Below are 15452 nucleotides of genomic sequence, written 5' to 3' on the forward strand. Positions count from 1 at the left end.
CTTTGGTTGTATCAAATCAAAGCATCTAGCTGTGATTGCATCCACAATGCTGAATTTTGGTGATCAGAGATGGGGCGGTTTTCTCCAACAACGCAGGACAGCATCGCGGATCGCAGATGATATCCGCCAACGATTTTCAAAGCGTCTTCTCTGGTCATGCCCGCATCGCGCAGCAAATGATCGCTGGGTTTGTTCAGGAGTGTCAGCAAGAGCTCTTGCTCGTGTCTGGCGGCACGCCAGGCTTGCACGAGCTTCGTCAGGAAATATGGGGCGGTAAACATGTCAGCGGCTCCAAGTTGGATGCAACTTGATGTTTTGCCAATTGTTGACATAGATCAAACAAATAGAAATTATGTCAGCCATTCGAAATTTTCATGGAGTGGCACACATGAATATCCCGCTCGACAGTGATTTGCTCCGAACCTTCCTGGCTGTGGCATCTGCGGGCAATGTAACACGAGCAGCGGATAAGGTTGGTCGAACGCAATCCGCGGTGAGTATTCAAATCAAACGACTCGAGGAAACGCTGGGGGAGAGCCTGTTTGAGCGCGGATCTCGCGGTGTCACGCTGACGCCGCAGGGAAAGGTCCTGCTGGTCAGCGCCAACAGGATCATCGCGCTGCTTGACGAAACCGCAGCGACGATCCGGGCCAAACCGCTTGGCGGGCCGGTTCGGATCGGTATCCCGGAAGAATACGGCTACACGGTCTTGCCGCGTGCGCTGGCTGCCTTTGCCAATCAGCACCCACAGGTGGAAGTTACGGTAAAGTGCGGTTATTCGGCGGCGCAGCTTGCAGCAATCGACGCGGACGAACTCGACCTCGCCGTGATTTTTGATTGGGAACAGCCGACAAGCGGAGAAGTGCTGTTCGTCGACCCGACAGTCTGGGTGACATCCGAAGTGCACTGCGTCCATGAAAATGCACCAATACCGATCGCAATCTACGAGCGATCAAGCTGGTGCAAGAAATTCGCTATCGGATCGCTGGAAAACAGCAGGGTTGATTACCGCGTCGCCTACAGCTGCGATACCAGCGGAGGGCTCAAGATCGCGGTTGTCTCGGGACTGGCGATTGCACCGCTCGCACGGAGCAATATTCCAGCCGGCTGCCGTGCCCTGACGGAAGCGGATGGATTTCCGCTGATTGATTCATCGAACGTCGTCTTGAGACGCAATCCGCGTATGAAGAGTGCCGCAATTGACGGTATGGCCAAAGTGATCCGCGACGCATTTCGGCCCATTACTCCTGCAGCGGCATAAGCTATCAATGCGATGTCATCCACTCGCGTGCTTCGCGAAGAGCCGTAGCGAGATCGGACTTGGACATTGATTGCGCGAGCTCCGCCCGCAGTTCAGCGGCCCGGTCGCTGCCCTTGATTGCAGCAATGTTGAACCATTTGTGCGCAGCTACGAGATCGACAGCGCAATCGCGGCCGGTCGCATACATGATACCCATTTCGAAGAGAATGTCCGTCTGCGCCGAACCGCCGACATGACCAGAATCGATATGCTGAAGATCAAAGCGTGCCATTGTGCCAAACCCCTTGTTGAACCAAAATTCGCTACCTACGAAAGCCCTGTTAGACTTCTGAGAACCGCCTGATTTGTTTGTTTTGGCGTGCTCTTTCGATGCTTTCGAGAATGACGCAGAGGCTTGAAATTGCTGTTAAAGGGCATGCTTAACCTAAGCCCAACAAAACAAAAACAACTCGTAAACTTCGGAATTCATTAAATATAATCCTCCAGCATTTGCGGGCATTTGGCGAAAATTCTCGTAAAATGCAGTCGTAGGATTTCAAGCCTTTGATAACCAAAGAACAGGTTTATGATTGGCATCATCGTTTCGAACACGGGCTGCGACGCCATTTGCAGACAACATATTGCAAGGTGCATACCCTCTTTCATTCCACCTGCTTTTCAATTACGTTTACGTTTGCGTAAGACAGGCGATGATCAAGGAGAGATCGCCCCATTCGGGAGGAATATATGAAACGCAAATTGTTGCTGGCATGCACCGGCTTTGTCCTGTTCGCGGGCCCTGCCCTGGCGGAAGAGCCGATCGTCGGTTCCTGGAAGCGGCCAAACGGCACCATCATTCAATATACATCTTGCGGCAGCGACACCTATTGCGGCACCGTAATGACAGGCGAATACAAAGGTAAATCCATCGGTTCGATGTCGGGCAAGGACGGCGCCTACAAGGGTAAGGTCAACAAGCTCGACGAGGGCAAGACCTACAATGGCAAGGCAAGCGTCAAGGGCAGTACGCTTTCATTATCGGGTTGCGTCATGGGTGGCCTTATCTGCAAGAGCGAGAGCCTGACCCGTCAATAAAGCGTTGGTTTGGTGCCGATGGCGGCGAATTTGACGCCATAGGGCAGCTTGGCAAGAGGCCGAAAGCTGCTATATTTCTGGAGCGAGGAACGGGCTTTCGCCCGCCCCTCTTTCCTAGAAGATGAATTGAACCCGGATGATCAGTGACCAGCTGGTCCGGGTTCAATTCATCTTCTAGGGTGACGCGAAGTGGTAGATACCACATGTGTCACCTCCAGGTTTCACGGCAAGGCCTTTGCCATGGTCGAGGTGGCCCATCCTCCTCAATGCGCCGGCTGGCTCGGTGCTCGCTGCTTTTCCCGCGAAACAGCCAATTCATTGCTTGCTTCGCCTTGTCCGGCAACGAACGCAGAGTTGAATAGGGCTCGCATTTTAAGTGTGCGAGGTTGTCGACCGGTCTCAGATGTTCTCCGCCACCAGTGCGGCGACTTTCTTGTGAATGGTGTTGCGGCTGTCTGCCGTGCCCTTCGGATCGTAGAGATAAACGGCGAGAAGGATTGGCTTGCGATCCGGCGGCCAGATCACGGCGATATCATTCGCCATGCCGCTGTCACTTGTGCCCGTCTTGTCACCGACGCTCCAATCCTCCGGCAGCCCTGCCCGCAGGCGCTTACCTCCGGTTTTGTTGGCAAGCAGCCATTCAATCAGTTGATCACGGGACGATTTCGACAGTGCGTCACCAAGCACGATCTTTTGCATGTCTTTCAGGATCGCTACCGGCGTGATCGTATCGCGCGGGTCGCCTGGCTTCGCTTCATTGAGTTCAGTTTCCCACCTGTCCAGCCGGAACGTTGCATCGCCAAGACCTCGTGCGTATTCGGTGAGCCCCTTCGGACCACCCAGACTATCGAGGATGAGGTTGCCCGCCGTGTTGTCGCTGAGGGTGATTGCAGCCTCGCAAAGTGCCGCTAGTGACATGCTCTTGCCGGCATTTTTCTCCGTTGCCGGTGAATTGGGCAGGATGTCGCTTTTCTTGACCAGGATCATCCGGTCAAGCTTGTCCTCCTTGCGGTCGACACGTGCCAGAACGGCGGCTGATGCCAGGAATTTGAACGTACTGCACATGGCAAAGCGCTCATTCTCACGGTAGCCGATGCGATTATCGCTGCCTGTATCGTGTGCCGAGACTCCAAGGCGCGCACCGGTTTTCTCCTCCAGCGACTTGAAGGCGGCCGAAAGATCCACCCGGTTTGGTGCCGCCTCCGTTGATCTCATCGGCAAGGACAATGCCGGAATAGCGAGCATCGATCCAATCAAGGCGCCGCGGCGCGTGATATGACCACCCATATCTCATCTCCATCTCCGAGGATAACAGCGAGGATTCTCGCCGACGCAGGCTGATATCTGAAATGGCAGTTTCCATGGAAAATTTGTGACCAAAAAGCGTGTCACCACAACTTGACTTGATGAGGCGAATTTCGTACTAAACCAGAAGGTTATTTAACCTAACAGTTATCCATTCTGAAGAACACCCATGGTCTGACGAGCAACTTGTAACCAACAATGGAGATGAAGTTGAAAAAGACATTTCACGGGAGTTGCCATTGTGGCGCGGTACGCTTCGAAGCCGATATCGACCTCGATCAGGGGACAAGCAAATGCAACTGCTCATCCTGCGCCAAAGGGCGTTTCTGGAAAGCCATCGTTGGTGCGGATGCCATGCGGATGATCGCCGGGAATGGCCGTCTGACCGAATACCAGTTCGGCCGCAAGGCAATCACGCATTTCTTCTGCCAAACATGCGGCGTAAAGCCGTTTGGCCGCGGCGAAATGGAGAATACGGGAGTATTCTATGGCATCAATCTTGCCTGTCTCGATGATCTGACACCTGAGGAATTGCTGGCCGCGCCTTTGGAATACCAGGACGGAAAACATGATCACTGGGAGCGGATACCCGAAGAAGCGCGGCATTTGTGACTGCCACTCCATCCATTGGTCGCGCGAAAAAGCGCAATTCAATCGATTAGACTAAGGTCTAATTGTGGCCTTGGGCGTTTTCGCGTATTTATCAGCTTTCAGCGTGAAGTCGTTTTTGAGATGCAAAATACTGAAAGCTTTTATCCTGCTGTTGTTGCGTATCTGTAGTAACCGGTCGTTTGTGTGCCCACCCTCCCGCACACAAAGTCTGACGTGTAGTTCCGGGAGGTCAGGGGTGAAAGCGCGCAACCGCTTTGATTTCTGAGGCTTTACCCGGACGATCTTTTGTCTGGGCCAGGCAACGCAGCAGGACCCATATGCCCGAACAGATCCTTCGCTGGTTACGGGCAAGAGAACAGGCAGCCATGGTAGTCCCGCCATGGCTGCCTTTTTATTGCCCTCAAAGGAATGGTGGCGCGCTCTTAAGTTGCGTATGAGTTGGGTTGCTCACTGTTCCACGACAGGATGCACGTGATGCCGTCATTTGAGCGGAACTTGATCAGACTTGACAGGAGAGCAGGCTTGAAGCGCGAAATTCCCATTAAAAGTTTTGCAATTTCCCTGTTCATTCTCAGAGCGCGTGCTGACACTTTCGAAGTTATTTTGATGCGCCGGAGAGGTAGCACTCTCGCCGATGAGTGGTGCCAGGTCGCAGGTGGAATCGAGCATGGAGAAACCGCTTGGCAAGCGGCACTGCGCGAGGCTTACGAGGAAACCGGGCTTACGCTGAACACGCTATATTCTGCCGATATTTGTGAGCAATTCTATGAAGCAGACCGTGATGCGATCACCCTCACACCAGTCTTCGTCGCTTATGCTGCACCGGATTGCCGAGTTCGACTCAATGACGAACACAGCGAATTCCGTTGGATGACGTTTGAAGAAGCGGCGAACTTGCTTCCATTCTCCGGGCAGCGATCCACTCTTGAGCACATCAAGAGGGAGTTTGCCGACAGAAGGCCGAATCCGTTGCTGGAAATCCGTGCCGCAAGGTGATGCCCAAACGCCGGGAAAACGACTAGTTTGCATCACAGCGCCGCGAACCAAGACCGCTTGGCTCGCGCCGGTCAAAGGGTATCCTGCCAAGTCTCCGAGTGATGCGCGACTTCCTCGGCAAGATTCCTGCTTAGAGCGGCTTGCTTGACATAATTCCGTTTCGTGCCAATCTTATGGTCATGGGGATTGCGATCTCCCCACGAGGCGTCATGCCCAAGCATCGCGTTCCAACAACCGACGTTAACGGAGGGACGCGACATGTCTTCGACCACGACCATTTCACACGACAAATTGGCACGGCTGGTGGGAACACCCGCATGCCCGGTTCTTATCGATGTACGCATAGACGAGGATTACACTTTGGATCCGCGACTGATCCCCGGCTCGCGCAGACGTTCCCACAAGGACATTGAGACCTGGATGCCGGAACTTTCAGGCAAGCGGGCAATCATCATCTGCCAGCAAGGCAAGAAACTGAGCGAAGGAACGGCGGCCCTTTTGCGCTACAATGGCATACCGGCGGAAACCCTCGACGGAGGGTATGAAGCCTGGGTGGCGGCCAGCTTGCCCCTGGTTCCGGTGTCGCGCCTGCCAGCCCTCGACCAGAAGGGCCGGACGGTCTGGGTGACCCGCGCACGCCCGAAGATCGACAGGATAGCCTGCCCGTGGCTCATCCGCCGGTTCGTCGATCCGGCAGCAGTTTTCCTGTTCGTGACACCGGCCGAGGTGGAAGCCGTGGCGGACCGGTTCAACGGCGCAGCTTTCGATATCGAGAATGTGTTCTGGAGCCATCGCGGTGAACTTTGCACATTCGACGTGATGATCGAGGAATTTGGCCTGGCTTCCGAGCCGCTTTCCAGGCTCGCTACGATCGTGCGGGGTGCCGATACGGCTCGGCCCGACCTTGCACCCGAGGCACCGGGCCTATTAGCGGCGTCGCTCGGTCTGTCACGGATGTTCGCGGATGATCTCGAACAGCTTGAAGCGGGCATGACACTGTATGACGCATTCTATCGATGGTGCCGCGATGCTACGGACGAGACACACAACTGGCCAAACCGGAAACCCGGAGCGTGACATGTCCGACATTGCTAGCCGTGAAATCGGGGATACGAAGATAGCCCGTGATGGACACAGCATATCCTTCGGTGAGGCGCTGCGCGTGTGGGTGCGCATCGCCTCGCTGAGCTTCGGCGGTCCCGCGGGGCAGATTGCTGTCATGCACCGCATCCTGGTCGACGAGAAACGCTGGATCGGCGAGAACAGGTTTCTGCATGCATTGAACTATTGCATGCTGCTGCCCGGACCAGAGGCACAGCAGCTGGCCATCTATATCGGCTGGCTCCTGCACAAGACCAAGGGCGGGCTCGTTGCAGGTACCCTGTTCGTTCTTCCCGGATTTCTGGCGATACTGGCGCTGAGCTATATCTACGTCCAGTTTGGCAATGTCGGGGTCGTGGAGGGACTGTTCTTCGGGCTGAAGGCTGCCGTTCTCGCGGTCGTCCTGCAGGCGGTCGTGAGGATCGGCAAGCGGGCGCTTAAGAACAACGTGATGATGCTGATCGCCGTTGCGGCTTTCATTGCGATCTTCGGCTTCCATGTGCCGTTTCCGTTGATTATCCTGACTGCGGCCATCATTGGCTATGCGGGAGGCAAGGCAGGTTCGCCGCTGTTCCAAGTCGGCGGCGGCCACGGCGCTTCGGGCCCTGGGCTCGCCGATCGGGATTCAGCGCTCGGGGAGGAAACGCCGGTTCATGCCCGGCCAAATCTCTACTGGTCCTTGAAGGTATCGGCGATTTTTCTCTTCCTTTGGCTGGCGCCGGTAGCAGCGATCTATTTCGCCATGGGACCTGAAAGCGTGTTCAGCCAGATCGGCATCTTCTTCAGCAAGATGGCGATGGTGACCTTCGGCGGCGCCTACGCGGTGCTTTCCTATGTGGCACAGCAGGCTGTTGAGAATTACGGATGGCTTCAGCCCGGCCAAATGCTTGATGGGCTGGGCATGGCGGAGACGACACCTGGACCACTGATCATGGTCGTCCAGTTCGTCGGCTTCATGGGGGCGTTCGGTAATCCCGGTTCTCTGTCACCACTCACAGCCGCCGTATTGGCCTCTGTCCTGACGACGTGGGTTACCTTCGTGCCGTGCTTCCTCTGGATATTCCTGGGCGCGCCATTCATCGAAAGGCTTCGCAACAATCGCGCACTGACCGGCGCGATGTCGGCGATCACCGCAGCAGTGGTCGGCGTGATCATGAACCTCGCCGTGTGGTTCGCCCTGCATGTGATCTTCGGCGAAGTCGTGCAGTGGCAAGGTTATGGGATCACACTGGACATCCCTGTTGTGTCATCGATCAACATTGCATCCCTCGCGCTGACACTTGCCGCTGTTCTTGCCATTTTCCGGTTCAATACGGGGATGATCCAGACGCTGCTGGCCTGTTCCCTCGCCGGCGTTGCCTGGCACTTGGGAATTGGATTACCCTGACGCGCAGTTAAGTCCATATAATACATTATAAATCATATTTTATAGCAACCAATATTATTTATCGAACTTGTAATTGGGATTTATTTAGGCATCGCGTTAATATGTGTTATAATACTGAAAGTATATTATATCGAGCTGAATTTTATTACTTGCGGATAAAGCAGTGGCGTAGGACTTTGACTGGGTTTTATTCGTCAGGATAGCGGAGAATTGTCGCACCAACCAATTTAACTATGGTGGTACGACGAACGGCATGTGGTGGAAACATGGCCTTCGTCCTTATTACTGTGTCTTGCGTTGTGTCAGGAAGCGGGGCTGGCAGTGCCGGCTGTAATTCTCACATAGAAGCCATTGATCTCCAACTATTCCAGTGTTTGGTACTCGCGCCCCGCATCATAGCAAAATGGGCAGAAGGGCATCCGAAACGATCTATCAAGCGCTTCATGTGCGTCCCGGAGCCGCGGATTAAATTCTATCTGAACAACCAAGCTTGACTTCCGCCCTTTTCAGCAGGCGGAAGCTCTCGCTCCTCGTCGTGCATTGCTTTTACTTCAGCGCGCCCGCTGCCCGAAGAGGATCTTCATCGCCTCTTCGTCATTGGCGATATTGCGCCGCTCCTCCTTGCCGAGTTCGAGACCGCGCTGCACCGCCGGGCGAGCGCCCATCGTTTCGAACCAGCGCTTCAGATTGGGAAATTCGTTGAGATCCTGACCCTGGTTGGCATGTGGCACGACCCATCCGAAGGAGGCCATGTCAGCGATGGAATAGCGGCCGGCCAGATATTCAGGACCGTCGAGTCGGCGGTTCATCACGCCATAGAGGCGGTTGACCTCGTTCGTATAGCGGTTGATGCCATATTCGATCTGTTCCGGTGCATATTGGCGGAAATGGTGGGCTTGCCCCGCCATAGGGCCGAGGCCGCCGACCTGCCAGAACAACCATTCCTCGACGGCAACACGAGAGCGTTCATCCTGCGGATAAAATTTGCCGAACTTCCGGCCGAGATATTGCAGGATCGCGCCGGATTCGAACACCGAGATCGGCTCTCCATCTGGTCCTTCCGGGTCGACGATGGCTGGCATGCGATTGTTCGGGGCGATTTTCAGGAACGACGGCTCAAACTGATCGCCCTTGCCGATATTGACCAGCTTCAGCACGTAAGGAACGCCAAGTTCTTCCAACATGATGGATATTTTCCAGCCATTGGGCGTCGGCCAATAATAGAGTTCGATCGGCTTCGTCTGGATTGTCATGAGGGTCTCCATGAGAGCGGGGGATAGCTTGGAGAACATAGGTCGCCGACTGCGGACGACAAGTGCCGCAACGTCAATTGTTGAACAACAGATGAACAAGCATCTCAGCTTTCGTTCAGCGCGCCTCGCCTATTGTCCGTGCATCAGCAACGCAGAACCCGATCACGGCAAAGAAAGCGAAGGGGACCATGTTACAATCAACCGCAAATCTATCGCTGCTTTTCCTGCGAGCGTTGATTTTCTCGGCTATCCTCGTTGGTCCTGTCGTTGCGTTTGCCGCAAGCTACGAAGGCCGGAGCCCCTCCAATGGCGGAATTGGTCTCGTCCTGCTCGTGAGCCTTCAAAGAGTTTGACATCCGGTGCTTTTCAACTGTCACGTTGAATCACTATATTGGGGTATGGATAAACGAATCGGAACCAAGAAACCCGTCACGATCAGCATGCCGCGCCATGTTGAGCCCGAAGAATTCACAGACGCCAAAGCCGCCGTTGAAGCCTTGAGCGCGCTTTATGAGCGTAATACGCAGTTTCTACGCGATGCCTTCGACAAGGTCGCCAAGGGCGAAGCTCTCGACACGACGCATTTTCGCGCTTTCTATCCGGAGATCCGGCTGTCGACGTCCAGCTATGCGCAGATCGATTCACGCCTTGCCTTCGGCCACGTGTCGTCGCCTGGCCAATACGCCGCAACGATCACGCGACCCGATCTCTTCGGCAATTATCTCGAAGAACAGATCAGGCTCCTGATCCGCAACCATGGCCACCCGATCACTGTTCAGGAATCGACGACGCCGATCCCCATCCATTTCGCCTTCCTCGAAGGAACCTATGTGGAATCGTCCGTCGCCGATGCGTTCACACGGCCACTGCGTGATCTGTTCGACGTGCCGGATCTCAACGCTACGGACGATCGCATTGTCAACGGCGAATACGAGACCGACGACATTGACGGTATCATGCCGCTGTCGCCCTTCACCGCCCAGCGGGTGGATTACTCACTGCACCGGTTGTCGCATTACACCGCGACGCGGCCGATGCATTTCCAGAATTATGTGCTGTTCACGAATTACCAGTTCTACATCGACGAGTTCTGCGCCCTTGCCCGCAAGCTGATGGCTGAAGGCGGTGGTGGCTACGAACGCTTCATCGAACCGGGCAATCTGGTAACAGAAGCAGGTGATGACAAACCCTCCTCCGGCGTACCGCTTGGGCGCCTGCCGCAAATGCCCGCCTACCACCTTGCACGCAGCGATAGTTCGGGCATCACCATGGTCAATATCGGTGTCGGCCCTTCGAATGCGAAGACGATCACCGACCATATCGCTGTTTTGCGGCCGCATGCCTGGCTGATGCTCGGCCATTGCGCCGGTCTGCGAAACACTCAGGCGCTCGGCGACTATGTTCTAGCTCACGCCTATGTGCGCGAAGACCACGTGTTGGATGACGACCTGCCGGTCTGGGTGCCGATACCGGCGCTGGCCGAAGTGCAGGTAGCACTCGAGCTGGCCGTTGCCGAGATAACCGGGCTCGAAGGCTATGATTTGAAGCGCATCATGCGGACCGGCACGGTTGCGACGATCGATAACCGCAATTGGGAATTGCGCGACCAGCGTGGGCCGGTAAAGCGGCTGTCGCAATCGCGCGCCATCGCGCTCGACATGGAATCGGCGACGATCGCGGCGAATGGTTTCCGCTTCCGCGTCCCCTACGGAACGCTGCTGTGCGTTTCCGACAAGCCGCTGCATGGCGAACTGAAACTGCCTGGCATGGCAACCGAATTCTACAAGCGCCAGGTGGCGCAGCACCTGCAGATCGGCATTCGGGCGCTGGAAAAGCTCGCCGAAATGCCACCCGAGAAGCTGCATTCACGCAAGTTGCGCAGCTTCTTCGAGATGGCATTCCAATAGAATCTATCCCGTTTGATCGGCTCCAAGTACGGCCCCGGACCGTGGCCGTACTTGACTACAGGCATTTACCTCAGGCGCGAGGACCAACCAGACAGAACTTGGCACCCTGCGGATCGAGACATTGCAGAATCCATGCTCCTCCGGGCACTTCCTGCGGGCCAAACAGGATTTGGCCGTCCTTGCTCTTCACGCGATCTTCTGCTGCGGTGATATTGTCCACGCAGACGTAAAATTGCCAATTCGGTGGCGTTGAAGGCTCCTGGCTGTTCATCATGCCGCCAATTGCATCGCCACCGGCAGCAAAGAGCTGATAGGTGCCCATCGGTCCCATGTCCATCGCCTGATCCTTGGTCCAGCCAAACAGCTTGGAATAGAAGGTGAAGGCGTTTTCCCAGTTGCTCGAATGAAGCTCGTGCCAGCCGATCGTCCCCGGCGTCGGCGGTTTAGGGCTATCGGGTTGTTCGCCTGATGGCTGGAACAGCTGGAACGCTGCGCCTTGCGGATCAGCGACGACTGCAAACTTGCCGATATTGGGAATTTCGCCAAGATCGCGCAGGACCTTGCCGCCCAATTCTTTCACCTGTGCCGCTTTCGCATCGATATCGTCTGTCCAGATAACGCCCGACCATGCTGGCTTCATTTCGGGATCGCCACCGGCTTCAGATAGGGCCATAAGCCCGGCCACCGGTGCCTGGTTCACGGTCAAAAGCGTATATTTCATGTCCGGATTGCCCGAGTCCTGGGCATTCCAGCCAATAACGTCGCTGTAGAATCGTTCCGCCGCTTGCGCATCGCTGGTCAGCAGCTCGTACCAAATGAAATTACCGGGATTGCTCATGATGGCTCCTCCTCTTCGTGAGTACCGGACTATAACGAAAGCTGGTGATTATATGTTGACAATTACGTTGATATCAACATATATAGGTCATGTCAAAGCCGATCTCAGTACCCTACGAAACCACCATTCATGTTCGCGATACCTGCATGTGCCTTGCCGTCCAGAGGGCAGCGCGTGCCCTGGCGCGGCGGTTTGACGATGCAATGCGGCCATTCGATTTAACCAATGGTCAATTCTCGTTGCTGACGTCCCTCAACCGGCCAAAGCCCCCCAATCTCAGTTCCGTGGCGTCACTGCTCGCGATGGATCGCACCACGCTTACTGCCGCGCTCAAACCGTTGGAACGTCGGGGGCTCGTAGTGGTGGCGCCCGATCCGGCAGATAAGCGCAGCCGACTGATGGTCTTGACGCAAAGGGGCATGCACCTGCTCGCGGATGTGACGCCAATCTGGACGAACACTCATAAGGAACTGGAACGACTGCTCGGGGATGGCGAGCATGATCGTCTCCTGAGCAGCTTGAAGAAGGTCCTGTAATTTCGGCCTGGATGCGTGCGACGCATGGCTGGAATTATTCTTCGCAGCGACGAATGCAGGGTTGCAGCTTTTCAGCGAGCCCGCTGCCGGGTTGTCTTGCGACGATTCATCCTTGCGCAATTCGGCATCTTGATTGCGGCGCAATTGCGGGTTTAATGCGAGGTCATGACGACCGACCAACGCTCCTGGCTGAAACTCGCCTCGGTACTGCTACCGATCCTGTTCTCGGTACCCCTCGTGCTCGGATTTTTTGGATCATTCCACCCGGCACTCGATGCTTTTGCGCATTTTCGCTTGCACCTCGCAGTGCTGATGGTCGTCTCCGCCATCCCCGCCCTGTTTTTTGGTCTTTGGCGGGAGGGACTGATGGCAATCGTGCTGGCTTTGACAGCACTTGCGACCATTCTCGTACCCTCCCCGGCACCCTCCGCCGAGGCTGGAGCGGCGGCGGCTGTTCCGGCCAGCCATCCCGAATACAAGCTTTTGCAGCTTAATTTGCGCTATGACAACCGCAGTCCGGGCGAGGTGATCCGGCTGATTGCGCGCCAAGCGCCGGATGTGATGACGCTGCAGGAGGTCTCCAATGATTGGCGGCCCAGGCTGAAGGCCATCGAGGCACGCTATCCTTATACTCTCTACTGTCCCAATCGGAGCCATATCGGCGGCGTCGCAATTCTGTCGCGACGGCCATTCGCACTCGGTACCACACCGCAGTGTGTGGGCAGTCTCATCGGCCTCGCCCGCATTGATTTCGGCGGGCGCAGCGCGATCATCACCGCTCTTCATCTCGACTGGCCGTGGCCCTATTCGCAACCCCGCAACGTCAAGATGATCGTGCCGTATTTTGAGCGACTGCAGGGACCAATTATTATCGCTGGCGACTTCAACGCCGCTTCATGGAGCCAGACAGTCAGGAACATCGCGGCAGCAAGCAAGACCCAGTCAGTGGAGGGGCTGCGTCCGAGCTGGTTCGCAATCGGCATGCCGGATTTTGTGACACAGTGGATCGGTCTGCCCCTCGATCACATCCTGACCTCGGATAAAATCGTCAATCCGCGGGTTGAGACCCTGCCTAAGGCAGGGTCCGATCACTTGCCAATGCTCCTGCGCTTCTCAATCGGCGGGGTAGATAATGCCGGACCCGATCAGCAGACCGTGATGCTGCACGACTGATCGAGTGCAGCAAAAACGCCGGTAATACCTGCGTGAATTTGTATATACGAATTGTATAGAACTTTGCTGCCCGTCTGGGTGTATTGCCGTTTGACGAGGCCGCTGCGGCCCATGCGGCAAGTATCCGTGCGGCATTGGAGCGAAATGGGCTGCCGATAGGCGGTTACAACTTACTGACCGCTGGGCATGCGCGGAGTGCTGGCCTGGCGGTAATCACAGGCAATCTGCGTGAGTTTACGCGAGTGGATGGCTTGATTGCGGAAGATTGGCTTCCGGAAGACTATCCGAAATGACAGCATCGGCCCGGCAATGCCGGGCCGATGCGGTGTCACATGCTGGTATAGACCGGTCCCTCGCCACCCTGTGGCGGCACCCAGTTGATGTTCTGGTTGGGATCCTTGATATCGCAGGTCTTGCAGTGAACGCAGTTCTGCGCGTTGATCACGAACTTGGGCCCAGTGGGTTCTTCAACCCACTCATAGACGCCGGCCGGGCAATAGCGGGTCGACAGGCCTGCATAGACATCGTGCTCGGATGTCTTCTGCAGCGCCGAATCCTTGACGATCAGGTGAACCGGCTCGTTTTCCTCATGATTGGTATTCGACAGGAAGACCGACGACAGGCGGTCGAACGTAAGAACCCCATCCGGCTTCGGATAAGCAATCGGGGCGTGTTTGCTGGCAGGTTCGAGCGACGCCGCGTCGGTCTTGCCATGCTTCCACGTTCCAAAGGGCGACCAGCCGCCGAAAATCGTGTTGAGCCACATGTCGAGCCCGCCGAGCATGACGCCGCCAATGGTGCCGAGCTTCGACCACATCGGTTTGACGTTGCGCACGCGCTTCAAATCCTTGCCGATCTCGCTTGAGCGCCAGGCGTTTTCGTAAGCGACGAGCTCGTCGTTGGCCCGGCCCGCTGCAATTGCTTCGGCCACATGTTCGGCGGCAAGCATGCCGGAGAGCATGGCATTGTGCGACCCCTTGATGCGCGGCACATTGACGAAGCCGGCCGAACAGCCAATGAGCGCGCCACCCGGGAAGGATAGCTTCGGCACCGACTGCCAGCCGCCTTCGGTGATCGCACGTGCGCCATAGGAAAGACGCTTGCCGCCCTCGAACGTGCCGCGAATGGCAGGATGCGTTTTGAAGCGCTGGAATTCTTCGAACGGCGACAGATAGGGATTCTTGTAGTTGAGGTGCATGACGAACCCAACAGCAACGGTATTGTCCTCAAGATGGTAGAGGAACGAACCACCGCCTGTCTTCATGTCGAGCGGCCAGCCAAAGGTATGCTGCACCAGCCCGAGCTTGTGCTTGGCCGGGTCTACCTGCCAGAGCTCCTTCAGGCCGATACCATATTTGGCAGGCTCCTTGCCCTCGTCGAGCTTGAAAGTGTGGATCAACTGCTTGGCAAGCGAGCCGCGCGCGCCCTCTGCGATCAATACATACTTGCCGAGGAGCGCCATGCCGCGCGTATAGGCCGGTCCATGCGACCCGTCCTTTTCGATGCCCATGTCGCCGGTCGCGACCCCGATGACGGCGCCCTTATCGTCATAGAGTACTTCCGAACCGGCAAAGCCCGGATAGATTTCAACGCCGAGTTCTTCCGCTTTGGTGCCGAGCCAGCGGCAGACATTGCCGAGCGATACGATGAAGTTACCGTGATTGTTCATCAGCGGCGGCATGGCGAAGTTGGGCAAGCGGATCGAGCCTGAATGTCCAAGAACGAGAAAATGATCTGCCGTTACAGGCGTTTTGAAAGGATGCCCCTCCTCTTCGCGCCAACCCGGCAGGAGCTTGTCAACGCCGATCGGATCGACCACCGCGCCCGACAGGATATGCGCACCGATTTCGCCGCCCTTTTCCAGCACGACGACCGAGAGTTCAGGATTGATCTGTTTGAGCCTGATGGCAGCGGACAGACCCGAGGGTCCTCCTCCCACGATCACGACATCAAACTCCATGCTCTCGCGCTCTGGAAGTTCGGTTGTCTCGCTCATCATTTCCTCCTGA

General features: G+C 56.2%; 16 protein-coding genes. 11 read left to right on the forward strand and 5 right to left on the reverse strand.

The genetic code is table 11. The features are described from left to right. The first annotated feature begins 116 nt into the window (after nucleotides 1-116). Nucleotides 117-311 carry a hypothetical protein gene (locus CU102_RS29300; RefSeq protein WP_133624389.1) on the forward strand — a complete coding sequence of 65 codons (195 nt, stop codon included), beginning with the start codon at nucleotides 117-119 and terminating at the stop codon, nucleotides 309-311. Between the two features lie 77 nt (nucleotides 312-388). After that, entirely contained in the window at nucleotides 389-1261 is an 873-nt protein-coding gene (locus tag CU102_RS00215; protein WP_106708969.1) for a LysR family transcriptional regulator, read from the forward strand. Nucleotides 1262-1265: 4 nt separating this feature from the next. On the opposite strand, the gene CU102_RS00220 is transcribed toward CU102_RS00215, so the two are convergent. Further along, nucleotides 1266-1532: an SEL1-like repeat protein gene (locus CU102_RS00220; protein ID WP_099999652.1), complete on the reverse strand. Its 267-nt coding sequence runs from the start codon at nucleotides 1530-1532 to the stop codon at nucleotides 1266-1268. Between the two features lie 455 nt (nucleotides 1533-1987). Between CU102_RS00220 and CU102_RS00225 the strand changes: the two genes are divergently transcribed. Continuing rightward, a complete protein-coding gene (locus CU102_RS00225) occupies nucleotides 1988-2335 on the forward strand; it encodes a DUF2147 domain-containing protein (protein ID WP_106708970.1) in 348 nt (115 codons plus the stop codon). Between the two features lie 399 nt (nucleotides 2336-2734). Here the strand turns inward: CU102_RS00225 and bla are convergent, their stop codons facing one another. Continuing rightward, on the reverse strand, nucleotides 2735-3622 hold the full coding sequence (bla, locus tag CU102_RS00230) for a class A beta-lactamase (protein WP_245425079.1): 888 nt from the start codon (nucleotides 3620-3622) through the stop codon (nucleotides 2735-2737). 222 nt (nucleotides 3623-3844) lie between these two features. Here bla and CU102_RS00235 point away from each other — a divergent pair, with 222 nt between their 5' ends. The 4 genes from CU102_RS00235 (at nucleotide 3845) to chrA (ending at nucleotide 7736) form a co-directional block, all read left to right on the forward strand. Next, entirely contained in the window at nucleotides 3845-4252 is a 408-nt protein-coding gene (locus CU102_RS00235; RefSeq protein WP_425351499.1) for a GFA family protein, read from the forward strand. 522 nt (nucleotides 4253-4774) lie between these two features. Further along, entirely contained in the window at nucleotides 4775-5248 is a 474-nt protein-coding gene (locus CU102_RS00240) for an NUDIX hydrolase (protein WP_106709398.1), read from the forward strand. Between the two features lie 258 nt (nucleotides 5249-5506). Next, nucleotides 5507-6325, forward strand: a complete 819-nt coding sequence (locus tag CU102_RS00245) for a chromate resistance protein ChrB domain-containing protein (RefSeq protein ID WP_106708971.1) — start codon at nucleotides 5507-5509, stop codon at nucleotides 6323-6325. A 1-nt stretch (nucleotide 6326) separates the two neighbouring features. Next, nucleotides 6327-7736, forward strand: coding sequence for a chromate efflux transporter (gene chrA, locus CU102_RS00250; protein ID WP_106708972.1), 1410 nt, complete (start codon nucleotides 6327-6329; stop codon nucleotides 7734-7736). 551 nt (nucleotides 7737-8287) lie between these two features. Here chrA and CU102_RS00255 read toward each other — a convergent pair. After that, the gene (locus CU102_RS00255; protein WP_106709399.1) at nucleotides 8288-8989 is read right to left on the reverse strand and encodes a glutathione S-transferase N-terminal domain-containing protein; all 702 of its coding nucleotides are present in this window, start codon (nucleotides 8987-8989) and stop codon (nucleotides 8288-8290) included. 188 nt (nucleotides 8990-9177) lie between these two features. On the opposite strand from CU102_RS00255, the gene CU102_RS29595 reads away from it, so the two are divergent. Together CU102_RS29595 and CU102_RS00260 are read left to right on the forward strand one after the other, a co-directional pair. Further along, nucleotides 9178-9342, forward strand: coding sequence for a hypothetical protein (locus CU102_RS29595; RefSeq protein WP_166648301.1), 165 nt, complete (start codon nucleotides 9178-9180; stop codon nucleotides 9340-9342). Nucleotides 9343-9387: 45 nt separating this feature from the next. Then, nucleotides 9388-10896 carry an AMP nucleosidase gene (locus CU102_RS00260; protein ID WP_106708973.1) on the forward strand — a complete coding sequence of 503 codons (1509 nt, stop codon included), beginning with the start codon at nucleotides 9388-9390 and terminating at the stop codon, nucleotides 10894-10896. A 70-nt stretch (nucleotides 10897-10966) separates the two neighbouring features. On the opposite strand, the gene CU102_RS00265 is transcribed toward CU102_RS00260, so the two are convergent. Continuing rightward, nucleotides 10967-11734 carry a VOC family protein gene (locus CU102_RS00265; protein WP_106708974.1) on the reverse strand — a complete coding sequence of 256 codons (768 nt, stop codon included), beginning with the start codon at nucleotides 11732-11734 and terminating at the stop codon, nucleotides 10967-10969. A gap of 89 nt (nucleotides 11735-11823) precedes the next feature. Here CU102_RS00265 and CU102_RS00270 point away from each other — a divergent pair, with 89 nt between their 5' ends. After that, nucleotides 11824-12270 (forward strand): MarR family winged helix-turn-helix transcriptional regulator, encoded by a 447-nt coding sequence (locus tag CU102_RS00270; protein ID WP_106708975.1) that lies wholly within the window; start codon nucleotides 11824-11826, stop codon nucleotides 12268-12270. A 165-nt stretch (nucleotides 12271-12435) separates the two neighbouring features. Further along, the gene (locus tag CU102_RS00275) at nucleotides 12436-13443 is read left to right on the forward strand and encodes an endonuclease/exonuclease/phosphatase family protein (protein ID WP_106708976.1); all 1008 of its coding nucleotides are present in this window, start codon (nucleotides 12436-12438) and stop codon (nucleotides 13441-13443) included. Between the two features lie 328 nt (nucleotides 13444-13771). Here the strand turns inward: CU102_RS00275 and CU102_RS00285 are convergent, their stop codons facing one another. Next, the gene (locus CU102_RS00285) at nucleotides 13772-15439 is read right to left on the reverse strand and encodes an electron transfer flavoprotein-ubiquinone oxidoreductase (protein WP_106709400.1); all 1668 of its coding nucleotides are present in this window, start codon (nucleotides 15437-15439) and stop codon (nucleotides 13772-13774) included. Nucleotides 15440-15452: the final 13 nt, after the last annotated feature.

This window comes from Phyllobacterium brassicacearum (genome assembly GCF_003010955.1).
GTDB lineage: Bacteria > Pseudomonadota > Alphaproteobacteria > Rhizobiales > Rhizobiaceae > Phyllobacterium > Phyllobacterium brassicacearum.